This window comes from Shewanella sp. FeAMO, from assembly GCF_053653955.1.
Map to the genome: position 1 here is coordinate 2,731,501 of NZ_CM132201.1, position 23,251 is coordinate 2,754,751.

The following is a 23,251-nucleotide window of genomic DNA, read 5'->3' on the forward strand; positions in this document are numbered from 1 at the left end:
TGCAATTATGAGCAAAAAGAAAACACGCCAGCCATTGAGTGACGGGCCTGAATGGACTTTTGAGCTGCTGGAAACCTATGAAAAGGAAATCGCCCGGGTCGCGGAGCATTATCGTCTGGGGACCTATCCCAATCAGATAGAGGTGATCACCGCCGAGCAGATGATGGACGCCTACGCCAGCATAGGCATGCCCATAGGGTATACTCACTGGTCCTTCGGTAAGCGTTTTATCGAAACCGAGCAGGGTTACAAGCGCGGCCAGATGGGGCTGGCCTATGAGATAGTCATCAACTCCAACCCCTGTATCGCCTATCTGATGGAGGAAAACACCCTCACCATGCAAGCCTTGGTGATAGCTCACGCCTGCTTTGGCCACAACAGTTTCTTCAAAAACAACTACCTGTTCCGCACCTGGACAGATGCCGGCTCCATCATTGATTACCTGGTCTTTGCCAAGCAATACATCAGTGAATGCGAGCGTAAATATGGCATAGATGAGGTGGAAAACCTGTTGGACTCCTGCCACGCCTTGATGAATTATGGCGTCGACCGCTACAAGCGCCCAACAGAAATTTCGTTTCGTGAAGAGCAGGCACGCCAGAAAGAGCGCGAAGCCTATCTGCAAACCCAGGTCAACGATCTCTGGCGCACCGTCCCCTCACAGCAGACCAAGGAGGAAGCCAAACAGCAAAAACGTTTTCCGTCAGAGCCACAGGAAAATATTCTCTACTTTATCGAGAAGCACGCTCCGCTGCTGGAGCCCTGGCAACGGGAGTTGGTGCGTATCGTACGCAAGATGGGGCAGTATTTTTACCCGCAACGCCAGACCCAGGTGATGAACGAGGGCTGGGCCACCTTCTGGCATTATACCCTGCTCAACCACCTCTATGACGAAGGTCTGGTTACCGACAGATTCATGTTGGAGTTTTTACAGAGTCACACCAATGTGGTGGCTCAGCCCCCCTACAACAGCCCTTATTACAACGGCATTAACCCCTATGCCCTGGGGTTCAATATGTTCTGCGACATTCGCCGTATCTGCGAACAGCCAACAGAGGAGGATAGATATTGGTTCCCGGATATAGCCGGCAGCGATTGGTTGAAAACGCTGCATTTCGCCATGGAAAACTTCAAGGATGAAAGCTTCATCAGCCAGTATCTTTCCCCCACCATCATCCGCAAGTTCAAGCTGTTTGGTGTGCTTGATGATGAAAGCAAAAACTATCTGTCGGTATCTGCCATTCATGATGAACAGGGATACAAGGAGATCAGGCAAATTTTGTCTTCACAATATAACCTGTCCAATAATGAACCCAATATTCAGGTTCATAATGTCATGGTCAATGGCGATCGCTCGCTGACACTGAGGTACATCCCCAGCAAAGGCATCCCTCTGGCAGACAGTTGCCGGGAAGTACTCAAACACCTGCACCGCCTTTGGGGCTTTGATGTCACTCTGGAGCAGAAAGAAGATGATGGCGAGATAAGAGTACTGGCCTCATGCCCGGACAGAAGCGAATTGATCTAGGCAGCTTTGGTCATAGAAAGCCCTGGATAATAAAAAAGACCGCTAATAGCGGTCTTTTTTATTATGTGCCAATGGCTCATCGACAACTATTGATTGTCCTGGGCCATCTCCAGCGGCATGGCATCGCGCAGCTTCTGCCACATAATGCCACTGTCGATACCGTAAGCGCGCATCAAAGCAGGCACCTGGGTATAGTTTTTATCTTTAGCCAGGATTTCAAGCTTTTGATAGAAGGCCAGTGCCAAGGCTCTTGCTTCCTGACTGCTAAAGTAGTAACGCCCGACTCTGGCATACAGTCCCTTGAAACCATTGAGGATCAGCACGTACAGCGGGTTACCTGATGAAAACGCCAAGGTGTGATGCAACTGGTAATCAAATTCGGCATAGGCCTCGGCATCATCTTCCAGCTCGTGAATTTTTGACAACACTTCCACCGCCGTCTCTGGATTATGCCGCAGTGCGCCACGGAAGTAGATGGCACTGACATTGGTTCTGGCCGACAGCAGTTGGTCAACCAATACCGGGAAACCTTCGGGATTCAGATCGGCAATGGTCTCCAAAATATTCAGGCCAGAGGTTTCCCAGAAATTATTCACCCGGGTGGGTTTGCCATGTTGAATCGTCAACCAACCGTCACGGGCCAAACGCTGCAGCACTTCCCTGAGTGTTGTACGGGTCACACCTATCAGCTCTGATAGTTCCCGCTCCGCAGGAAGTATGGAGCCGGGGGGAAATTTATTTTCCCAGATTGAACGCACTATATATTTCTCTGCAAAACTTGCAGGTCCTTTGGCATTGATTATCATCAGCCCGGTTTTCCGATTGTTAACATTATTCTGGCCACAGATCATACCAGAGCGACGAAAAATGAAAACCACCAGATCACTGATGAAAAATTCAATCCTGCCAAGCTCTCAATAACTGCTATAAAAGTGACCAGGTTCAAATCAGTTGTCACTGAATTTTGCGTTAGAGATCCGCTTTTTGAAATCCCTGTATACCCTAATCATTACATTGAGTTTATCTTTAGGCTAGACTGAACTACGCAAATTTTACCGTTCGTCAACCAAAGACGTAACTACCACACTTAATAACAGATTCACTTATAACAGATTAGAGAGGAAGACATGCCTGCTACACCGATTCAGGCTTTTATGAGTAACTTCTTGGGCAACTCGCCCAAGTGGTACAAGCTTGCGATACTGATTTTTCTTATCATCAACCCGATACTCTTCAGTATCAACCCCTTTGTTGCGGGCTGGTTTTTGGTCGTGCAGTTTATCTTCACTCTGGCCATGGCGCTTAAATGCTATCCTCTGCAACCCGGTGGTTTATTGGCGATTGAGGCCGTGTTTATCGGTATGACCAGTCCCAGCCAGGTACTGCACGAGATTGAAGCCAACCTCGAAGTACTACTGCTATTGGTATTCATGGTGGCCGGTATCTACTTTATGAAGCAGTTGCTGCTTTATGTATTTACCAAGATGATCACCAAGGTGCGTTCCAAAATGGTCGTATCCCTGATGTTCTGTGTTGCCTCAGCCTTCCTGTCTGCGTTCCTCGATGCCTTGACAGTTATTGCGGTTATCATCGCTGTAGCAGTCGGTTTCTACTCCATCTATCATAAGGTCGCATCCGGTAAAGATTTCAGCGCCGATCATGACCATACCTCTGACGGGAATGACCAGCTTAACGCCCAAGAGTTGGAAGACTTCCGGGGCTTCCTGCGTAACCTGTTGATGCACGCCGGTGTCGGTACCGCCCTCGGTGGTGTGTGCACCATGGTAGGTGAGCCGCAAAACCTGATCATCGCCGCCCAGGCTAACTGGCAGTTCTCTGAATTCGCCTTGCGGATGTCACCTGTGACTGTACCCGTATTCTTTGCCGGTATCCTCACCTGTGTCTTGGTGGAAAAATTCCGTATCTGTGGTTATGGCGCCCAACTGCCAGACGCTGTACACAAAATTCTGGTGGAATTTGCCGCCCATGAAGATGCCCACAGAACCAGCAAAGATAAGATGAAGCTGGTTATCCAGGCTCTGGTCGGTGTATGGCTGATTGTCGGTCTGGCCTTCCACCTGGCATCGGTTGGTCTTATCGGTCTTTCAGTTATCATCCTGACCACAGCCTTCAACGGTATTACCGATGAGCACGCTCTGGGTAAAGCCTTCGAAGAAGCCCTGCCCTTTACCGCTCTGCTGGCAGTATTCTTCGCCGTGGTGGGTGTGATTATTGACCAAGGCCTGTTTGCTCCTGTTATTCAATGGGCTCTCGGCTTTGAAGGCAATATGCAGCTGGTTATCTTCTATGTTGCCAACGGCTTGTTGTCCATGGTCAGTGATAACGTGTTTGTGGGTACCGTTTATATCAACGAGGTGAAAGCCGCGCTGATTGATGGCCAGATCACCCGCGATCAGTTTGACCTGCTTGCCGTTGCCATCAACACAGGAACCAACCTGCCATCAGTGGCTACCCCTAACGGTCAGGCGGCCTTCCTGTTCCTGCTGACTTCCGCTCTGGCTCCCCTCATTCGTCTCTCTTATGGCCGCATGGTATGGATGGCACTGCCTTACACTATCGTGTTGTCCATTGTTGGTGTACTGGCAATTGAGACAGGTTTCCTGGAGCAGATGACCCAATACTTCTACGACTCAGGCATGATCCTGCACCACAGTGCCCAGGAAGTGCTGGGTAAAGGTGCGGCCGTAGGCCATTAGTCTATGTATTGACTGAACCTTTTGGTTTCAGTAGAGTCCAAAAAACGCCCCTCTAGGGCGTTTTTTATGGGTGTCATATCCATCTGAGGAGTTACCCCACCTCGCCTTGGACTGATGGGTAATCAATGGAGAATAGTTTTGACAGCAATGATACGTTTCGCCCACTCCCGCATGGCCTGGGGAATTCTGGCGCTCAGCGCCCTGTCTCTGGAGCTGGCTGCGTTGTACTTTCAACATGTGATGCAGCTCGAGCCTTGCGTCATGTGTATCTACCAGCGTTTGGCCGTATTGGGATTGCTGCTGGCCGGCATCATAGGCTTTCTTGCGCCGAGTGTACGTCCAGTGCGACTTGTGGCGGCCTTGCTGTGGGGGGGAAGCGCCAGTTGGGGGCTGAGATTGGCCATTGAACTCAACGATATGCAGCAAAACCCTTCGCCTTTTTCCACCTGTTCATTCCTACCGGACTTCCCCTCCTGGATGCCACTGCATGAATGGCTGCCTTCGATATTTATGCCAACAGGCATGTGCACCGATATTCCCTGGAGCTTTATCGGCATCACTATGTCGCAGTGGATGATTGTTGCTTTTGCCACATATCTGGTAGCACTGCTGCTCTATGTTGTACCTATTCTGAGCAAGGGCCGTAACTAGGTATTCAATTCAAGCTAGCGGGTTTCCTATGAGCATAAAAAAGCCAAACAATCGTGTTTGGCTTTTTACTCTTGATGCCTGGATAACATCAATCCAAGTCCTTCAGTGGCCAGAGTACAATATGATCTTCAAGATCGCGCACTTTACTCTCGCAAAGCGTCTTGCCCTTCACCGACATCCCTACTTCGTGCATCGCATCCTTGGAGCCGGTCAAAAGTGGATGCCAGGAAGGCAATGGCCGCCCCAGATACAGACGCCGATAAGCACAACTATCCGGAAGCCAGTCCAGCTCACCGATATTCGTCGCCGTCACTGCGGTGCACAAAGGCACAAATTCAAAGCGTTTTTCATAGTGAATGCAGCTGCAGTCTTTATCAGACAACAATTTGCAGGCCGCATTGGTATAGTAAAGCTCATCGGTTTCATCATCGATGAGCTTATTGAGACAGCATTTCCCACAGCCATCACAGAGAGACTCCCACTCATCCGGAGTCATTTCGGCCAGGGTCTTGGTTAACCAGAAGGACATAAATTTGTTGGTTCGTTCTTGAAAGCTTGCGTGATGGCTATTTTACACTATTTCCGGGGTGGATACTTGATTCGCTCGGAAAGATAAGCCGCCGCCAAAGCGAAATAGTCTGAATTTTGCCAGCTTCGCAAGGCGCGGTAGTTCTGGTATACCAGATAGTGCCTTCCGGTGACACCATCTGGCATGATCAATGAAACTTGCATATCGGTCCGGCCAGGCAGATCGCCGCCATCGTAACGACGAACGCCCAACTGCTGCCAATGGCTGAAACTCGCCTGATAATCCACTCCGAGTTGGCTGTTCTCTATGAACTCGGGCGCTTTGACCTGGCGTCCCCAGGTTTGGGTGTCATCCCAGCCCGTTTGCTGCAGGTAGTTGGCCACAGATGCCAAGCCATCGGCAAAGCTGTTCCAGATATCGATCTTGCCATCACCGTCGCCGTCGCTGCCGTATTGCAGATAGGCGCTTGGCATCAATCCTAAAGGCCCCATGGCACCGGTACTCGAGCCCTTGAGCTCGTTAAAGTCGAGCGATTGTGACGCGAGAATTTTCAGCGCCGCAAAAAACTCATCGCGGTAAACCTCTTGTCCCTCATAGGCCAGTGACGCCGTCACGGAAAGCACAGGATAACCGCCCTGCTGATTGCCAAAATCCGACTCGAGCCCCCAAAGTGCCAGAATAAACCTGGGCTGCACCCGATATTGTTTACCAAGTTTGACCAGCAGCGGTCGATATTCTTCGGCCAGTACCCGACCCTTTACCACCATCTCCTCACTGATCGCCTTGGGGATATAGTGCTCCAGATCCTTTGGCGGTTCGGGGGCTGTCTTGTCATCATTGGAGGCTTTTTTAAACAGTTTTATCTGGCTGAAGGCCTTATCCAATATGAGTTGATCTATCCCTTGCGTTGCTGCGTCCTGTTTTAATTTATCAAGATACCGCTCAAAACTGCCTTCGGTCGCTGCACAGACATTGGTCAGCGACGCGCCCAGCAGCGAAATAAACACCAGGGAAAGTCTATCCATAAAACGCGTTATTCCTTAAGCAGAATGATCATCCATGCCCTTGCTGCGTCTCAGCTCCTTCAGCATATCCACTTGCGGTGGCGGCAATTGCAAATAATAGCCCTTTTCCGCCAGTTCTGCTTTGACCTTGTTGATATCGGCGATACCCAGTTGCTGCCTTTTTTGCAGCGGCAACAGCATTACCAGTTGTGGCGGCCCAAATACCTGCATCAAGGGAGCAGGTACATCATCAAACTGGCCTTTCTTGTTGACGAATAAATAGGTGTCGGCTTTTTTCAGGCTCTTATAGACAGCACAGATCATAATTGTATCAATTTCCATGGGTTCAAACTTGCCACTCATCGGGGCACACTATAACATGGACGCCTTGGAATATAACGCTGTCACGCAATCTGACTGCTCATTTTCTGGAGAATGACGCCGGGATGCCAAAACCTAGTCTAGAGCTAAAGGGCTCTTCTTTTACGCTCTCTGTACTTCATATCAATACCCCAGATCTGGACGCCCTTTTCAAAGAGCTCGATGGCAAGCTCGCCCAGGCTCCCCAGTTTTTCCTCAATGCTCCACTGGTGCTCAACTTAAGTCAGGTCAACGGCACAGACATAGATCTCAAAGGGCTGCGCCACGGACTGACCGAAAGACAACTGGTGATAGTCGGTGTGACTGCCGCCGATAAGGCACTCAATGAAGCCGCCAAGGCGCAGGGATTGGCCAGCATCAAAGCCGGGAAACAGTCGGAATTACCACCGCCGCCCCCGAGAGTCACCAAGATAGTCAAACAAAACGTGCGCTCCGGGCAACAAATCTATGCCAAAGACGGTGATTTAATCGTTTTTGGTGCAGTAGGGAATGGCGCAGAAGTCATTGCAGATGGTAGCATTCATGTATACGGGGCACTGCGTGGTAAGGCAATGGCGGGAGCCAGCGGCGATAAACATGCCGTGATCCTGGCCCAGTCCATGGAAGCTGAACTGGTTTCGATTGCGGGACAGTACTGGTTGACTGAAAACCTGCAGCAACACTGTACCGCCAAGAGTGGTTGTATCAGGCTCAGCGGTGAGTCATTAATCGTTGAATCGCTGCCCGGATAAGGCAGATGGAAAGGATAAAATAGAACATGGCACAAATTATTGTTGTCACCTCAGGTAAAGGCGGTGTGGGCAAAACCACATCGAGCGCGGCTATCGCTACCGGCTTGGCGCTTAAAGGACACAAGACTGTTGTTATCGATTTTGATATCGGCCTGCGTAATCTGGATTTGGTCATGGGCTGTGAGCGTCGGGTTGTTTACGATTTTGTCAATGTCATCAACGGCGAGTCCAATCTGAACCAAACGCTGATCAAAGATAAACGCTGCGATAAACTGTTCGTTTTACCGGCTTCCCAAACCAGGGACAAAGATGCCCTGACCAAAGAAGGTGTCGGCAAGGTACTTGATGATTTGAGCAAAGACTTTGACTACATCATCTGTGACTCTCCGGCAGGTATTGAAACCGGCGCCATGATGGCACTTTATTTTGCCGATATCGCCATAGTGACAACCAACCCTGAGGTCAGCTCGGTCAGAGACTCAGACAGGATCCTTGGCATGCTGCAAAGCCGTAGCCGTCGTGCCGAGCAAGGGCTTGAGCCCATCAAGGAATATCTGCTGTTGACTCGCTACTCGCCTGCCAGAGTGAAAACCGGCGAAATGCTCAGTGTGGAGGATGTGCAGGAAATTCTCGCAATACAACTGCTCGGAGTTATTCCTGAGTCTCAGGCAGTGCTCAAGGCTTCCAACTCAGGGGTGCCGGTGATCATAGATCACGACAGCGATGCCGGACAGGCCTACGAGGACACTGTGGCTCGTCTGCTGGGTGAAGAGCTTCCGTTGCGTTTCGTCGCGGAAGAGAAGAAGGGATTCCTTAAACGAATATTTGGTAGCTAAATTATGTCATTACTCGATTATTTCAGAAGCAGCAAGAAAAGCAGCACCGCGGCAACCGCCAAGGAACGTTTGCAGATCATCGTTGCCCATCAACGCGGCGAGCGCGGGGCACCGGATTACTTTCCGCAGATGAAGCAGGAGATAATTGAAGTGATCCGCAAGTATGTGCACATCTCCGAAGAGCAGGTATCTGTGCAGCTGGATCAAAACGATGACAACCTGTCGGTACTCGAGCTCAATGTAACTCTGCCGGACCGCCCTTGAGGCAAGCTTTTTCGGTAAGAAGCAAAGGGTATCAAGAGCATACATTTGAATTGAAGCCAAAGTATGAATAAAGCATCTATGTAAAATAAAGCATCTATGTAAAGTACTGCTGCAGTCACAAAAAGGCGCCCTTGGGCGCCTTTTTACTTTTATCAACCAGGTTCAGAGTGCCAGCTTGGCCAATTTGTCAGCCACCAGTTGGCCACGCCAGCCCAGCAACACCAAGGGCGTGGGTCCCTGTTTGCCGTCCCATACCCACTCAAGATATTCGTGAATATGACGCTTGGATCCAAGCAACTCCATAGGCACACTTTCGGATTCAGCAATCTCGGTCAAGCACTGCTTAATACTCTTGAAGGCGCTCTTATATCCCGGCTTGAGAGCCAACACATCCAAGGGCTCCGGCAGATTGCTCATATCCGCCTTTGCCATAACCTTGAGCACATCTTTGGCGTAAAGACGCTTTTCATGATCCGTCAGCTCTTTCATGGAAAGCACATCATTGATCCCTCTTGGCTGACGCTTAGCCAAGCCGATAAGGGCATGATCTTTCATGACAAAACCCAGCGCCATGTCCTTTGCCAACGCTTTACGCAAACGCCAGGCCGCCAGCACCTTGAGCACAGCCAATTGTGGTGTACTCAACTGAAAGGCGTTCTTGACCCTAAGATAGGCTGTGTCTTCATCCGGCGCGTCCAGACGCCCTTCTGTCATGCGCTGGCTTTCTTCCAATGCCCACTCGAGCCTGCCCTGCTGCTCCAGTTTCTGCTGCAGCTGAGGATAGAGTTGGTATAAATAGTAAACGTCATTGGCGGCATAACTGAGCTGCGCCTCTGATAACGGTCGTTTCAACCAGTCGGTGCGGGACTCGCCCTTGTCGAGCTCCACTCCCAGGCACTCATGCACCAGCTTGGCATAACCCAAGCCATGGCCCATGCCGGCAATGGCTGCCGCCAGTTGACTGTCAAACAAAGGCTTGGGCTGACACTGGCCTTGGCGAGCAAACACTTCCAAGTCTTCACTGCAGGAATGCAACAACTTGGTGATCTTCTCATCGGTCAGCAAGGCCCAAAAGCCCGACAGATCCGAGATGGCCAAGGGATCTATCAGAGCCAGGGTCTTGCCGTCATAGGCCTGAATGAGCCCTAAACAAGCATAGTAAGTGCGGGTGCGTACAAATTCGGTATCCAGTACCAGCAATTTAGCCTCGCGATACTGCTCCACCAGCTGCGCCAGAGTGGCGTCATCTTTTACATACAGGTAATCTTGCAAATTCAACTCCCATCCTGCGCGAGTTTCCAGGTCCCGGAAACACAAGAGCCGGCTGGCGCCGGCTCTTTATATTATGCAGATTTGGCCTCATCTCTGAGTTCTCTGCGCAGGATCTTTCCTACGTTGGTTTTCGGCAATTCGTCCCTGAATTCTACCAGCTTCGGCACCTTATATCCTGTTAAATGATGGCGACAGTGCTTGATAAGCTCCTTCTCGGTCAAAGATTTGTCTTTTGCCACCACAAAAATCTTCACCAGTTCACCACTGACCTCATGCGGCACGCCCACAGCGGCCACTTCAACCACCTTGGGATGCAAGGCCACCACCTCTTCCACTTCATTGGGGAAGACGTTGAAGCCGGAAACCAGGATCATATCCTTCTTGCGATCGACAATATAGAAAAAGCCTTTTTCATCCATATAGCCGATATCGCCTGTGGCCAGCCAACCGTCTTTGTCGATCACTTTGGCGGTTTCTTCCGGACGTTGCCAGTATCCCAACATCACCTGAGGCCCCTTGGCAAAAAGTTCGCCCGTCTCACCCTGAGGCAATACCTGACCGTCATCACCCCGCACTTGAATTTGCGTCGAAGGTGCAGGTAAGCCGATAGAGCCGTTGTAACCGGCCAGATCGTAAGGGCAGCAAGCTACCAGAGGTGAAGCTTCGGTCAGGCCATAGCCTTCGAGCAAGCGAGTCTTGGTGATGTTCTGCCATTTGTCAGCCACGGCGCGCTGGACTGCCATACCGCCACCAATAGAGAGTTTGAGGCGGGAGAAGTCCAGAGCGGCAAACTCTTCGCTGTTGACCAGGGCGTTGAACAGGGTGTTCACCCCAGTGAGAGCAGTGAAAGGTGTTTTCTTGAGTTCGGCCACAAATCCCGGGATATCCCTAGGATTGGTGATCAGTAAGTTATTGGCGCCTTTATGCAGGAACAACAAACAGTTCACCGTTAAGGCGAAAATATGGTAAAGCGGCAAGGCGGTTACCACAAACTCCTTGCCGTCGTTGAGCAAAGGGGCATAAGCACCGTTGGCCTGCAATACGTTGGCAACTATGTTGCCATGGCTGAGCATGGCGCCCTTGGAAACCCCAGTGGTACCGCCGGTATACTGTAAAAAGGCGATATCGTCACTCTTGACCACAGGCTTAACATACTGTGCCTTTTTACCGGCCCGAAGCGCCCGGCGCATAGAGATGGCGTGTGGCAGAGAGTATTTGGGCACCAGGCGTTTGATATACTTCACCACAAAATTAACCAGGGTACGCTTAGGCGCACTCAAGAGATCGCCAAGCCCTGTGATAATGACGTTTTTGACCGGAGTTTGATCGACCACTTGCTCCAGTGTGCTGGCAAAGTTGGACACCACCACTATCGCCTTGGCGCCGGAGTCGACCAACTGATGTTTGAGCTCTCTTGGGGTATAAAGCGGATTGACATTGACCACTACCATGCCGGCCCGCAACACACCAAACAGGGCGATGGGATATTGCAGCAGGTTCGGCATCATGATCGCCACCCGATCGCCCTTTTGCAATTTGAGATCATTTTGCAAATAAGCGGCGAAGGCACGGCTGCGCTCTTCCAGTTTTCGGTACGTCAGGGTTGCGCCCATATTGACGAATGCGGGTTGGTCGGCATAGGTATTGACCGCTAATTCCAACATCTCCAGCAAGGAAGCATAGCGGCTGGCATCAATTTCGGCAGGCACGTCGGCAGGCAAACTGTTAATCCAGGGCTGGTCCACAAATCTCTCCTAAAATTCCGTCTTCAGCGGAAACGACTCTCTCTGTCGTTAAAGCCCGCAGCGTCTGCGAGCAAAGCACTGAGTATTTTTATAAAGTTCTTATTAAGGCCTTTGGCCTCGACTCTTGGTAGTTAACTTTCGCGCCGCAAAAATCATACGGGCGTTTAAAATTTTGATCATCATCACATAAAAGCTTTTATTTGCCTAGTCCCCCGGATTGGATTTTCTACCTTGGAGAAATCCGGCCAGAGTTTGCGCTACCTCATCGGCGTTCCCCATATGTAGATGGTGATCCCCTGGTAGTTGTACTATTTGCAACTCGCTGTACCAGGCGCGGGCCTGGGGCAAACTATGCACCAGTCCGGGAAATCCCTGTTCACCCGTGATAAGTAAGCTGGGGATGGCGATCCCCTGCATCAGGGATGCTACCTGCTCAAAACAAAGTCGCATCGGCGAGTCGAGCCGCAGCCTTGGGTCACTGCGCCAACTGGCACCCTGTGCATCAATTTGCATATTGCGCGTCACCAATAATCTGGACCAGGGCTCGGCCAATCCGGTCAACTGCACTCTGGCTTTGATGGCCGGCTCAATACTGTCATAAACCACTTGGCTACGTTTGCTGCCGAGCATACGCTTGTGGGCAGCAAAGCTCTTTCTCAGCCTGGGTTTGGCCTGCTCCACCGCCTCATAGAGAGGAGCGAAGGCTTCAATCAACAGCAACTTATCGACTCGTTCAGGAAACGCTGCAGCATAAGCACTGGCAACGATCCCCCCAAGGGAGTGCCCCAACAGAGTGACTGGTGCATCGCCGGCCAAGCTGTCCAGCAGCAGCTCAAGATCGTACAGATAATCAATCCAGTGCAGCGGATAACGCCCTGGCCTGTGACCCGATAAACCATGTCCAGGCCAGTCGATGGCAAGAATACGATAATCGGTCATCAGCTTTTCGGCCAAAGGGGCAAAGCTGTTACTGTTATCCAGCCATCCATGCAATGCCAGTAACAGCGGCTTATCTTCCGCTCCCCAGCATTGGGCCGCCAGCGTGAGGTGCGGCAGCGGGATCTTCAGTGCTTTTACGGGGGCGGAAGGTTGCCACATAATGCCTCTGTTGTCAGTGTATCAGTTCGCTTTTTTGATAAATTTGAGTGTCATACGGTCACTTTCTCCTATCTTGAGATAAGTGTCCCTGTCCTGCTCACCCAGTCGCAATGTCGGCGGCAAGGTCCAGACGCCTTTGGGGTAATCCTTACTGTCCTTGGCATTGGCGTTGATCTCACTGCTGGCTTCCAAGGTGAAGCCCACCTTTTCTGCCAGTGCGATCATCTCATCCTGCATCATGTAGCCACTATCAGGGCCGTTACCGGCTTTGCCCCTGTGCTCAACCACACCAAAGACGCCGCCATCTTTAAGCACATTAAAGGCAGCCTGAAACACGGTTTGCAGTTGCCCCTGACTGGCCCAGTTATGCAGGTTTCTGAAAGTGAGTACAGCATCGGCGCTGGCATCTTCTCCCAGTTTAACCTGTGCGGGAGGATCCAAAACCACCAGTTCGATTTTGCCAAGCTCTTTGGGGTGGGCTTGCAACCATTCTAGATAACGCTTGCCCGCTTTGGCCCGATAACGGCTGCCCGGGGTGTCTTCTTGCGGCGCTGTGTTGAAACCGGCGGCAATATACTGCCCCTTGTCCGCCAACATAGGCGCCAGGATTTCTGTGTACCAGCCGCCGCCTGGCCAGAGCTCAATCACGGTTTGCTCCGCAGTGATCCCGAAAAAAGCCAGTGTCTGCTCTGGATGACGATATTGGTCGCGCTCGACATTGGCTTCCCGGCGAAAGTCACTGTTAACCGCCTCCAGCAAAGCCGGTTCGCCGGCCTGCACCGCACCGCTGCCAAGCAGCATGCCAGCCACCAACAAAGCCTTGCCAAGCAGCGTTGCCAGCTTGCGATTAAATTGCTTGTATTCCATTTCCCTTCTCCTTTGAATGTGGATTTATGCTGCGGCAACAGACCCGCCGAAACGACTTTTTGGCACGCACTGGTGCCAAATAAGATTGCAGTTCAAGCTAACAGTGAGCGGCAGACTTGCCAAGGATCAGTTTGATTTTCCATCTATGCGGCGCCAGCAAAGCAGTAGCGCCAATAAGCCGGAAGCGAACCACAGCAATACCCAGACGAACGCAGGCACCCAGCTGTACTCAGCCAGCAATACCGCATCCCCCCTGTCGTCCAGCCCCAGCAACACAGCAGGACTGGCAAGCGCATTGAGCATCACCATCAAGGCCACCAGGCGCAGGCTGCCGCTGAGCAATCGATTGCCGCCAAATTTCAGCGGCAGCAGAAACAGAACGCTCAGGCTAATGAGGATACTCAGGGTCAGTACGTCCCGCCCCCACAGCAGTATGGTGAACAGCACCAAGGCGCCGATAAAGGCAAAACTTATACGGATCCCCCGCGGCCAAGTGGCCAGGTGGTAAAGCAGGCAGCCCCAAAAAGCCGCCCCCAAATAACCGCTGAATCCGATAAGGAGCGGCCAGCCGCCCTGACTGAAGCAGAAACCGGCGCCATTGGGAAAGAGTTGGATATGGCTGACAATCCCGCCGCTTAACAGCGTTGCCAGCGCATGGGACAATTCATGGAAATAGCTTTCCAACCATTTGAAGGGTACAGAGACATAGGGCAGATGAGTCAACATCAAGGCCAGCAAAAGTTCCAGCAGAAACTGGCCTCTTCCCGGCAACGGCAGAGAATGGGAAGGTTTTACAAAAGCGTTATCGGCTGCGGGACTGTCAGGCGTAGACATCTATGCCCACCATGGCTGAGATAGCGTCCCGCTGCGCGGCGTGTTGGGTATTCAGATAGAGGGCGATAGCATCAGAATGACCTGCGGTTTCCCGCTTCAGCTGCTCTCTTTGTTGGTATTTGTCGTTAAGGGCTTGGCTGTCAAACTCGACCAACTGCCTGGATGGACTGACAAGGATTTCATCTTGAGTCTCAACGGTTTGCTGGGCACGCTCAGGAGGCCTGTTGCCAGCTACCGCCTGCGACAGACTTTGAACTGCACCCGGATGTCCCGTCTGCTTGATAATCATGATACTGCTTTGATCCCCGTTTGCCCCAAGCCCTTGAGGCAGTTAACCCACCTGAAGCCCTATTCCCTTCCCGGCAGTTTCTTCCAGGCAACTGTATCTCGCAAATACACAGGCGCCAGCTCGTCGACCGAGGTGGCCTGCCCTTGTTGCCAACCTAGGCTTGCCAAAGCAAGCATAGCACTGGCTTGAGGATATTTCACCGCATCCAGCAAGGTCAAGTTTTCGGCATGTTGTAAAAGTGCCGGGTAGGCATCAAACCCGGTGCCGCAGCAATACACCTTGTCCGTATTGGCAAAGGGCGAGGTCATTGTCTCAGGGGCGCTCACTTGCTCTATGCCAACCAGTTTGGCCATACCGGATTCCTGCGCAAACGCCGCCCAATAGATTTCGCCCATGCGGGCATCTATGGCACAAATCACCTGCTGCGCACCATGTTCAGTTATCGCTTGCTGCGCCATAGCGGCCAAGGTAGAGATGCCGATTACAGGGACATCCAGCCCCAGCGCCAACCCTTGAGTCATAGAAGTGCAGATACGGATACCGGTGAAACTCCCCGGCCCACGGCCATAGGCGATAAGGCCGATATCCTGCATCTTGAGCCCGGATTGGCTCAGCAAGTTCTCTATCATGGGCAGCAATCTTTGGCTGTGTTCACGGGGCGCATCGACAGATTCCGCAATACTGCCATCTTGCCATGCCAGCGCCGCTGAGCAGAGTTCGGTACAGGTATCCAGAGCCAGAATAACAGGAGAATTGGCAAGTGTAGTCGATGTCATAGGTTCAACCTTGATGGGCGAAGGTATGGCCTTCGGCGAGTTAATAGCGGCGGGATCATACCATCAAATACGCCGAAACCAAGCCCGGATCTGCCCTTGTGATCCTTATCATGGACAATGAGAACAGTTCTCAACTAATATGGAGTCCCCTTTTCGGTTAGCGTCTGTTATGTCCAGCCTCTCTCAGTCTTCCAATGAAACCGCAGTTTCGCGGTTGAAACGTGCCTTTGTCGCCGGCATTTGGGCCACGCTCATCAGCATAGCCATCGGGTTTTCCTTTAAAGTCTGGCTCGCAAGCTGGGTTCCCAAGGCGGATCTGGCTATCTACCACACGGTTATCGACATCATCTCGCTGTCACTGATCCTGATGACAGGCTTTCGCTCGTCTATGGTGGTGTCCTACAGCCAGACCCGCAACGACAGGGATATCATCAATATTTTCCGCTATGTGCTGATCCTTGTAGTGCTGCTGACCTGGGGCATCATACTGCCCTATATCAAGCACAAACTCGCCATAGATGTGGAGTACCTGCAACTGGTGGGCATCATAGTCAGCATGGGGCTCAAGGTGTACTTTACCAACCTGGTTGCCATGTATCGTCTCTATGAAATCAGTAACAAGGTAACCTGGATGGAGCCGCTGTCTTTGGTGCTGGCCTTTGCCCTGTGTTACTACGGGCTGAGTATGGCGCCGCTGGGGGCACTCTTTTACGCCACGACGCTGTCATCTTTGATTATCGCGGCCTTTATGTATCTGAGAAGGCGGCGTCAAATCGCTACCGCGCCGCTCGCCAAGGTCAATCTGGAGCCGGCGCTGAAGAGCTTTATGAAACGCAGTGTCACGGCCTCGCTCGAGGCAGGCTCCAGCATTCTGATGATCTATATTACCGTACTGCTGACCATACGTTATTTCAGTGTCGAAGAGCTGGGAGATTTCCAAGTGGTGGTCAGGCCGGTATTTACCTACATGACCTTGCTGTTTGTATTCCCTATCTACCGCTTCGTATTGCCGGAATTGGCGGTCTGTGTTCGCGCCCGGGACAATGAACAGATCCGCGCCATCAAACACTGGCTCTACAAGCTGGCGCTGATTGTCAGCATCAGTTTCTTTGTTGTCATGCTGCTGGGCGGCGAGAGTCTATTCAGAATGCTGTTTCCGCCCCAGTATCACGGCGCCGTGCCGGTACTGCTGCATTATGCCATTTTCTTCATTTTTCTGATGCTCAACGGTTATCAACTGGCCTATATCAAAGCCGAAGGCTACTTCAATGCCAGTTTGCTGATCCGCCTGGCCGGCATCATTACTCTGGTAGGCGCCTTCTTCCTGCTCAGGCAACTGACGGCCAATGTGGTGGCGGTGATCCTCGCCCTCGGCTGCGGTTACTTGATGATGTACCTGATAGGCGCTCTGGTGGAGCGCCATATCCGCCACAGTAAAGCCCAGGCTTCACCGGCCGTTTCCTAGCTGTTTTCGGGCGGTGACATGGTGGTTTCTAGGCCTCAACCAAGGAAAGCGGCCAGTCTGATTTACTCTTGAGTGAATTGCGCTTGATAGTAGCTTCGGGCTATGGCCGTTTTCACCTTCAGCGGCTAAGGTTAACCTCAAGGAACAGCACGCAACAGCAAAGGATTGGAGGCCAGGGAATGCCAGGCGCCTATGCACACCTCACACTGGTCAATAGCCTCAGACAGCCACTTGAGCTGGAGGCGGTTACCCATATGCCCAAGGACGCTATTCGCGCCTTACTGAAGCACTTCAAGTACTGCGAGCTCGGGGCTGTCAGCCCGGATTATCCCTATCTCGCTCTCAATGACCGCCAACAGGCCAAAAGTTGGGCCGACAAGATGCATTACCAGCATAGCGGCGAAATGCTCAAAGCCGGCGTTCGTCACCTGGCCTGCAGTGAAGGGGAAGAACGCGACAAGGGCCTGGCTTGGTTGCTGGGCTATTGTGCCCATGTGATCACAGATGTCACTGTCCATCCGGTTATTGAGATGAAAGTAGGCCCCTACAAAGAAAACGCCGATGCCCACAGGCATTGTGAAATGCATCAGGATGCCTATATCTATCCCAAACTCAATCTCGGGGCAATCGGTCTGTCCGAACACTTGGATTCCGGCATTGCCGCCTGCTGCGATGCCACAGGCCAGAAACTGGATCCTGTCATAGAGAAATTGTGGGACAACTGCTTCAAAGATGTATATATAGAGGAATGGGCCAATAATGCGCCCGCCATCAATGACTGGCATAAAGGCTTTATCACTGTGGTGGACAAGATTGCCGAGGAAGGCAACAGACTGCTGCCGTTTGCCCGCCACCTGGGCGTTAAGTTCGCCGTCCTCTACCCGGAGCAGGAGCAGATTGAAAAAACGTATTTAACCCTGACCACCCCTGAGGGCGAGATGCATTATGACGCAATTTTTCTGCGCGCCAGAGAAAACGTCAAACACTTTTGGCAACTTATCGCCAGCGGTGTGCTGGAGCAAGACAGCGCCTATCTGGAAAGTATCAAAGATTGGAATTTGGACACGGGCCGGGATGCCGCAGGTAAACTGGCCTTTTGGCAGGAACAGGCCTAACAGGAACTAGCGCCGACCTACTATTTGTAGATAAGGATTCAAGGATGAAATCAATTTTCCATCAAGGCCCAATCGTCTGCCTGCTGCTGGCGCTGCTACCGACTCTTGGTGGCTGCGGTCTCGGTGACAGGCATGATCAGGAATACCAACAACTGGCACCGGCACTGACCAAGGTGACCAGCGCGGCCGAAGCCACCATACGTTATGAAAATCATCCGGCCAACCTCGACGGCCAAACTTTATTGGCGTTGGCCACAGCCCATGACGCCTCCCTGCTCGAGCCATTCAGTCAATACCAACTGCACCTGTTTCGTATCGAGGATCATGCCCTCTTGTTGCTTTGCAGCGCAGACGGTGAGCGGGCCCTGATGGAAGACAGTGGCTGCACCGCCAAGCTCGACAAACAGCATTGGCAACAGGGAACACATCCCTGTGAGACTAGTATTGCACCTGCCAACATCTGCCTGGATGAACTGTGATCCCTGTCATAGTATCGCGTTTCCTGCAAAGGGTATCCTAGGCGCACTTGGGCGCTCGCGCCCCTTTAACCTCAATAGCTTAGTGCTGGTTACCGGGTCTTGAGACAATATTCGGCAAACAGGCACCCGCCATAGCAGTAAAGGAAATCTCATGTCAGACAGTCATTGCCGTCACGGCAGCTTCACCAAACCTCTTCGTCGCCTTCGCCGTCTTCGCAGCTCAGAAGCCATGCGGGATCTGGTTCGCGAGCAGCAAGTTTCCCTGGCAGATCTGGTGCACCCACTGTTCATCGAAGAAGGCATTACTGAGCCTGTGGCCATCAGCACCCTTCCCGGGATCAGCCGATTGCCCGAGAGCATGCTTGCAGCTGAGATCCGTGAGCTGAAGACCCTCGGGATCCGCTATGTGATGCCATTTGGTATTTCACACCATAAAGATGCCATCGGCAGCGATACCTGGAACGATGACGGCCTGTTGGCACGGATGATCCGCGCCATCAAGCAGGAAGCGCCCGAGATGCTGGTGATCCCGGATATCTGTTTCTGCGAGTACACAGATCACGGCCACTGCGGTGTGGTTGAGCACAATGAAGTTTGTAATGACGCGACTGTGGAAAACCTGGTCAAGCAGTCTGTCTGCGCTGCCCGCGCCGGTGCCGACATGCTGGCCCCTTCGGCCATGATGGACGGCCAGATCCGGGCCATACGCGAGGGCCTGGATGCGGCCGGTTTTGAAAATGTCGCCATTTTGGCCCACTCGGCCAAGTTTGCCTCCTCTTTCTACGGCCCATTCCGGGCGGCGGTAGATTGTGAACTCAGCGGCAATCGTAAAGGTTATCAACTGGATAGCGCCAATGGCCGGCAAGCGCTGTTGGAAGCTCTGCTCGATGAAGAGGAAGGCGCCGATATTCTGATGGTTAAACCAGGTACGCCTTATCTGGATGTGTTGTCACAATTGAGAGAGCGTACCGAGTTGCCTTTGGCAGCTTATCAAGTGGGCGGTGAATATGCCGGGATCAAGTTTGCGGCTCTGGCCGGTGCTCTGGACGAAAGAGCTGTGGTTACCGAAAGCTTTGTCGGCTTCAAACGCGCCGGTGCCAGCTTGATTGTCAGTTACTACACCAAGCAATTTGCTTCCTGGCTGGCCGCAGATCGCGGCTAATAGCTAGTACAGAGAGACAGAGAGCAAAAGGCGCCTAGTTTTAGGCGCCTTTTTACTATCAATTTATTTGTTCCAAAAATTGAATTAATACTATCAAATACAGTATCTAACTGTTTTTAATCAATCTATCCCTTCAAGAAAAGACAAGGCAGACTGCAAGTTGCGGGTTCGGTACATGGGCGGCAAGGAGTTGAGAAATGCCTGACCATAACTGCGATTGACGATGCGATTATCACAGAGAATTAGCACACCGCGGTCGCTCTCGTCACGAATGAGCCGCCCAACACCCTGCTTGAGTGCTATCACAGCCTGGGGCAAGGCCAACTCCATAAAGGGGTCACCCTGTCGCTTACTGATCTCTGCGGCTCTGGCGCGATAGAGATTATCGTCCGGAGACACAAAGGGCAGTTTGTCGATTATCACGCAAGAGAGTAACTTGCCGCGCACATCCACGCCTTCCCAAAAACTGCCGGTGCCCAGCAGCACGGCATTACCCAGCTGACGAAACTTTTTCAGCAGAGTCTGCTTGCCGGCGCTGCCTTGCACCAGGAGTGGATAGCGGCTGCGACCATGAAGCGCCTGCGCCACCCGTTGGAGCATCCTGTGACTGGTAAACAAAATAAAGGTTCGGCCCTTGGCCGCATTAATCGCCTGCTCGCACACCTCAAGCAGGCGCCGAAACTGATAATCCCCTTCAGATCGCACATCCCCAAGCTCCCTGGGGACACACAAAATCGCCTGGCGCCGATAGTCAAAGGGGCTGTCCAGAATAAGCTCCCTGGCCCCCTTAAGCCCTAATGTCCGGCAAAAATGGTTCAGGCTGCGATTCACCTGTAGCGTTGCCGAGGTAAATAGCCATCGGGTTTGCACCTCAAACAGCGCCTGACACGCCTTGGCAACATCAATAGGCGCCATTCTCAGCGTCGGCAGGCGACTGCCCTGCTCTATGCTGTAAGCCGCACTTTGGTCTTCACAGTTGAAAAACTGCTCCAGCTGCCCACAGTAATCTAGCCATTTTTCCAGGCAATCATCCAGTTCATCACTGCGACCGATATTGGCCAGCATTACCCGCTCCAGCGCCCGAAACTCTTCGAGCAGCTGCCAGCATTGCCTCGCAAGTTCTTTATCGGCCAACAAGGGACGCCAGTCGCTTTGCCCGGAAGCCTGGGTCATCTGCGCCCAATCCGCCAGGCGGGAGCCGCAGCGCCTGGCGAGATCGCTCAGTTGTGAAGTATCTCTGAGTTCCTGTTGATATACCGCTTCCACCCGCTCAAGCACTCGCTGCATGGTCGCGAGCGACAGCTGGCGACCAAAGTAGGTTACGGCGATATCGGCAAGCAGGTGAGCCTCATCGAAAATCACCGCATCGGCATCGGGCAACAACTCGGCAAAGCCGGTATCCTTGAGGATCCTGTCGGCAAAAAACAGATGATGGTTAACCACGATAATCCTGGCTTCCAGGCTCTTCTGTCTGGCCTTGCGGGTAAAACAGCTGTCATAGAAGGCGCAGCGCTTGCCGCTGCAGCGCTCTTTCGAAGAAGCCACCAGCGCCAGTGCCGGCGACTGTTCGGAAACCGTAGCCAGAGTGCCGAGATCGCCATCTGTGCTGGCCGCGGCCCATTGATTTATCCTGAGCAGATCATCGAGCACTTCCGGGCTGCGGCTCTGGGCCCCATCCAACTGCTGCTCCAGCAACAACTGACACAGATAATTGTTGCGCCCTTTGAGCAGCGCCACCCGAACTTGCAGATCCAGCATCTGCAGCAAGGCCGGCAGATCTTTATAGAATAGCTGTTCTTGCAGGTTCTTTGAGCCGGTGGAGACAATCACCTGCTTGCCGGAGAGCAGCGCCGGGATCAGATAACCGAAGGTCTTGCCAACCCCGGTGCCGGCTTCGAGCACCAAAGGCACTGCAGCGCCGCTTGAGCCATGGAGTAACTGGGCCACTTCGCTGGCCATCTCCAGTTGTTGCTCTCTAGGCTTGAAGCCCCTGATATTGGAGGCCAAAGGGCCGCCCGGGGCAAAGGCCAGTGCCGTTTCGCTGACGAGTCGATTACGCATTGTGCTCCATTTTGCCCTGGGGTATGGCGTGCATTATCGCTATTTGAGTGACGGATACAAGGGACAAACCTTATCGCCAAGCCGCTCTACCCGACAGAGTTGGCATTGGCATAGTTGGCATTGATATAGCTGACATAGTTAACATAGCCACTTACACCAACTCTTTAGCTAACGATTCGCAAACTTATGCCCAAGCGGGCCGCTTGATGAATCCTTTTCAAGCAGCAGACATTTTTTGATTTTGGGTGTTGCAAATTCCAGCCAAAGGGATTAGCTTAAAAACACGCCAGCCGAATTGGCTCAGAATTGAATGTTTATGCGCTGCCAAATTACAGCGTGAAATCACAGGATTTATTACATGACACAGCTTCGCAACGCTATCCATCATCACCACCACGAGCGGTAGCCTTCGGAGCTGACTGCCGAAGGTTTATTCCTTCTGGCGGTTGATTCATAAGATCTGAAAACCCCTGGAAGGAATTCCGGGGGTTTTTCGTTTCCGGATTTGAGTTTTTAACCAAGATTGAATTGACCAACAGGAATGACCACTATGACTTCAAATCGACTGCGCATCGCCATCCAGAAATCGGGCCGGCTTTCGAAAGAATCACAACAACTGCTGAAAAACTGCGGCGTAAAATTCACCGTCAACGAACAACGTCTGATAGCCCACGCCGACAATATGCCGCTGGATCTGCTGCGGGTGCGTGATGACGACATTCCCGGCCTGGTCATGGATGGCGTGGTCGATTTGGGGATCATTGGCGAGAATGTGCTGGAAGAGGAGCAGATAGAACGGCAGACACTGGGCAAACCTTCGGCCTGCAACAAACTCAGACAACTGGACTTCGGCGCCTGCCGTTTATCGCTGGCGGTACCCAGTGAGTTCCCTTATCAGGACGCCGCCTCACTGGAAGGCTTGCGAATTGCCACCTCCTACCCCAACCTGTTGCGCCGTTTTATGCAAAATAAGGGCATAAGTTATCGCGATTGTATGCTCAAGGGCTCGGTAGAAGTGGCCCCCCGTGCCGGACTCGCCGACGGGATCTGCGATCTGGTTTCCACCGGCGCCACTTTGGAAGCCAATGGCTTGTACGAGACCGAAGTTATCTTCCGCTCTATGGCCTGTGTCATCCAATCACAGCAAACCCAAACCCCGGCCAAACAGGCCTTGATCGACAAGCTAATGAGCCGGGTCAACGGCGTCATCCGTGCCCGTGAAAGCAAATATATCCTGCTGCACGCTCCCACTGAAACCCTGGAGCAGATTGTTGCCCTGCTGCCCGGCGCCGAGAACCCCACAGTGTTGCCGCTCAACGATGACAGCAACCGGGTCGCCATCCACGCGGTCAGCACAGAAGATCTATTCTGGGACACAATGGAAGAGCTGACCAAGCTCGGCGCCAGCTCGATTCTGGTGATGCCAATTGAAAAGATGATGGGGTGA

General features: G+C 52.4%; 23 protein-coding genes. 11 read left to right on the forward strand and 12 right to left on the reverse strand.

Annotated features, from left to right (window positions below; all coding sequences use genetic code 11):
- Positions 1-7: 7 nt before the first annotated feature.
- Complete coding sequence (locus tag ACWAU4_RS12235; protein ID WP_096141889.1) at positions 8-1,528, forward strand: SpoVR family protein; 1,521 nt, start codon at positions 8-10, stop codon at positions 1,526-1,528.
- 86 nt (positions 1,529-1,614) lie between these two features.
- On the opposite strand, the gene fadR is transcribed toward ACWAU4_RS12235, so the two are convergent.
- Entirely contained in the window at positions 1,615-2,334 is a 720-nt protein-coding gene (fadR, locus tag ACWAU4_RS12240) for a fatty acid metabolism transcriptional regulator FadR (protein ID WP_044735831.1), read from the reverse strand.
- Positions 2,335-2,655: 321 nt separating this feature from the next.
- Here fadR and nhaB point away from each other — a divergent pair, with 321 nt between their 5' ends.
- The gene (gene nhaB / locus ACWAU4_RS12245; RefSeq protein WP_025887756.1) at positions 2,656-4,245 is read left to right on the forward strand and encodes a sodium/proton antiporter NhaB; all 1,590 of its coding nucleotides are present in this window, start codon (positions 2,656-2,658) and stop codon (positions 4,243-4,245) included.
- A gap of 138 nt (positions 4,246-4,383) precedes the next feature.
- Entirely contained in the window at positions 4,384-4,896 is a 513-nt protein-coding gene (gene dsbB, locus ACWAU4_RS12250) for a disulfide bond formation protein DsbB (RefSeq protein WP_025887754.1), read from the forward strand.
- An 88-nt stretch (positions 4,897-4,984) separates the two neighbouring features.
- On the opposite strand, the gene ACWAU4_RS12255 is transcribed toward dsbB, so the two are convergent.
- Genes ACWAU4_RS12255 through ACWAU4_RS12265 form a run of 3 tightly spaced genes read right to left on the reverse strand, consistent with a single transcriptional unit; the run spans position 4,985 to position 6,753 of the window.
- Positions 4,985-5,425, reverse strand: coding sequence for a YcgN family cysteine cluster protein (locus ACWAU4_RS12255; protein ID WP_025887752.1), 441 nt, complete (start codon positions 5,423-5,425; stop codon positions 4,985-4,987).
- Between the two features lie 47 nt (positions 5,426-5,472).
- Positions 5,473-6,450, reverse strand: coding sequence for a lytic murein transglycosylase (locus ACWAU4_RS12260; RefSeq protein WP_071237445.1), 978 nt, complete (start codon positions 6,448-6,450; stop codon positions 5,473-5,475).
- A 15-nt stretch (positions 6,451-6,465) separates the two neighbouring features.
- Positions 6,466-6,753, reverse strand: coding sequence for a YcgL domain-containing protein (locus ACWAU4_RS12265; RefSeq protein WP_054745582.1), 288 nt, complete (start codon positions 6,751-6,753; stop codon positions 6,466-6,468).
- Between the two features lie 122 nt (positions 6,754-6,875).
- On the opposite strand from ACWAU4_RS12265, the gene minC reads away from it, so the two are divergent.
- Genes minC through minE form a run of 3 tightly spaced genes read left to right on the forward strand, consistent with a single transcriptional unit; the run spans position 6,876 to position 8,641 of the window.
- A complete protein-coding gene (gene minC / locus ACWAU4_RS12270) occupies positions 6,876-7,541 on the forward strand; it encodes a septum site-determining protein MinC (RefSeq protein WP_071237446.1) in 666 nt (221 codons plus the stop codon).
- Positions 7,542-7,567: 26 nt separating this feature from the next.
- Positions 7,568-8,377, forward strand: a complete 810-nt coding sequence (gene minD / locus ACWAU4_RS12275; protein WP_025011627.1) for a septum site-determining protein MinD — start codon at positions 7,568-7,570, stop codon at positions 8,375-8,377.
- Positions 8,378-8,380: 3 nt separating this feature from the next.
- Positions 8,381-8,641: a cell division topological specificity factor MinE gene (minE, locus tag ACWAU4_RS12280; protein WP_028781478.1), complete on the forward strand. Its 261-nt coding sequence runs from the start codon at positions 8,381-8,383 to the stop codon at positions 8,639-8,641.
- 162 nt (positions 8,642-8,803) lie between these two features.
- On the opposite strand, the gene rnd is transcribed toward minE, so the two are convergent.
- From rnd to tsaB, 7 genes are all read right to left on the reverse strand, one after another.
- Entirely contained in the window at positions 8,804-9,913 is a 1,110-nt protein-coding gene (gene rnd / locus ACWAU4_RS12285) for a ribonuclease D (RefSeq protein ID WP_144131233.1), read from the reverse strand.
- A 71-nt stretch (positions 9,914-9,984) separates the two neighbouring features.
- On the reverse strand, positions 9,985-11,658 hold the full coding sequence (fadD, locus tag ACWAU4_RS12290; protein ID WP_109247944.1) for a long-chain-fatty-acid--CoA ligase FadD: 1,674 nt from the start codon (positions 11,656-11,658) through the stop codon (positions 9,985-9,987).
- A 204-nt stretch (positions 11,659-11,862) separates the two neighbouring features.
- Positions 11,863-12,756, reverse strand: coding sequence for an alpha/beta fold hydrolase (locus ACWAU4_RS12295; protein WP_317058279.1), 894 nt, complete (start codon positions 12,754-12,756; stop codon positions 11,863-11,865).
- Between the two features lie 21 nt (positions 12,757-12,777).
- Positions 12,778-13,623, reverse strand: coding sequence for a class I SAM-dependent methyltransferase (locus ACWAU4_RS12300; RefSeq protein ID WP_190532227.1), 846 nt, complete (start codon positions 13,621-13,623; stop codon positions 12,778-12,780).
- A gap of 126 nt (positions 13,624-13,749) precedes the next feature.
- Complete coding sequence (locus tag ACWAU4_RS12305) at positions 13,750-14,457, reverse strand: M50 family metallopeptidase (protein ID WP_144134980.1); 708 nt, start codon at positions 14,455-14,457, stop codon at positions 13,750-13,752.
- A complete protein-coding gene (locus tag ACWAU4_RS12310; protein ID WP_454290282.1) occupies positions 14,444-14,746 on the reverse strand; it encodes a hypothetical protein in 303 nt (100 codons plus the stop codon). The genes ACWAU4_RS12305 and ACWAU4_RS12310 overlap by 14 nt, the downstream gene beginning before the upstream one ends.
- 59 nt (positions 14,747-14,805) lie before the next feature.
- Entirely contained in the window at positions 14,806-15,522 is a 717-nt protein-coding gene (gene tsaB / locus ACWAU4_RS12315; protein ID WP_044734588.1) for a tRNA (adenosine(37)-N6)-threonylcarbamoyltransferase complex dimerization subunit type 1 TsaB, read from the reverse strand.
- 169 nt (positions 15,523-15,691) lie between these two features.
- Between tsaB and ACWAU4_RS12320 the strand changes: the two genes are divergently transcribed.
- The 4 genes from ACWAU4_RS12320 to hemB all read left to right on the forward strand — a co-directional run bounded on the left by ACWAU4_RS12320 (position 15,692) and on the right by hemB (position 19,743).
- Positions 15,692-16,987 (forward strand): MATE family efflux transporter, encoded by a 1,296-nt coding sequence (locus ACWAU4_RS12320; protein WP_025011632.1) that lies wholly within the window; start codon positions 15,692-15,694, stop codon positions 16,985-16,987.
- Between the two features lie 179 nt (positions 16,988-17,166).
- A complete protein-coding gene (locus ACWAU4_RS12325) occupies positions 17,167-18,102 on the forward strand; it encodes a zinc dependent phospholipase C family protein (protein ID WP_054745576.1) in 936 nt (311 codons plus the stop codon).
- 44 nt (positions 18,103-18,146) lie between these two features.
- The gene (locus tag ACWAU4_RS12330) at positions 18,147-18,581 is read left to right on the forward strand and encodes a hypothetical protein (protein WP_052678927.1); all 435 of its coding nucleotides are present in this window, start codon (positions 18,147-18,149) and stop codon (positions 18,579-18,581) included.
- Between the two features lie 151 nt (positions 18,582-18,732).
- Complete coding sequence (gene hemB / locus ACWAU4_RS12335) at positions 18,733-19,743, forward strand: porphobilinogen synthase (RefSeq protein ID WP_317058277.1); 1,011 nt, start codon at positions 18,733-18,735, stop codon at positions 19,741-19,743.
- Positions 19,744-19,863: 120 nt separating this feature from the next.
- Here the strand turns inward: hemB and ACWAU4_RS12340 are convergent, their stop codons facing one another.
- On the reverse strand, positions 19,864-21,804 hold the full coding sequence (locus tag ACWAU4_RS12340; RefSeq protein ID WP_317058276.1) for an ATP-dependent DNA helicase: 1,941 nt from the start codon (positions 21,802-21,804) through the stop codon (positions 19,864-19,866).
- A 550-nt stretch (positions 21,805-22,354) separates the two neighbouring features.
- Here ACWAU4_RS12340 and hisG point away from each other — a divergent pair.
- Positions 22,355-23,251, forward strand: coding sequence for an ATP phosphoribosyltransferase (gene hisG, locus ACWAU4_RS12345; RefSeq protein ID WP_025011635.1), 897 nt, complete (start codon positions 22,355-22,357; stop codon positions 23,249-23,251).